The following is a 384-nucleotide window of genomic DNA, read 5'->3' on the forward strand; positions in this document are numbered from 1 at the left end:
CGACTTCGCCCTTGATAAAGGCCGGAGGCGTTGGCATTCCCCAACGCAGCATTGAAACTTCCAACTCGCCGTTTTCATCCTTGCGCGCGACCGGCGCGGGGTAGTCCGGATAAATGTCGATATTGAAATCTGTGATGTTTGTCCGGTTTCCGATCCCGTTGAAGAGGTTACGGACCGCATCGAAGCCAGTCGATATTTTATAGAGGTTGCACATGCCTGACTTCGCCCCCGGTTGCTTTGTCGGCCGGTGAAATTTCAAACTCCACTCGGCCGCTTTTTCTCGATGATAGTTGAACTGCGCATGGGCGCAAGTTGAGCCTTAATCCCGTAATTTGTTCTTGGTGCCGAACATATTGTGTTCCTTATTCCTGCAGCTCCAGACCT

1 pseudogene is annotated in these 384 nt (G+C 51.8%); it reads right to left on the bottom strand.

Annotated elements, in window-relative coordinates:
• Positions 1-214 (bottom strand): annotated as a pseudogene (locus tag ACTJI9_RS22480) (SOS response-associated peptidase); the annotation flags it as partial.
• Between the last annotated feature and the right edge of the window lie 170 nt (positions 215-384).

Origin of the sequence: Phyllobacterium sp. 22552 (assembly GCF_052044585.1) — a bacterium.
GTDB classification, from domain to species: domain Bacteria; phylum Pseudomonadota; class Alphaproteobacteria; order Rhizobiales; family Rhizobiaceae; genus Phyllobacterium; species Phyllobacterium ifriqiyense.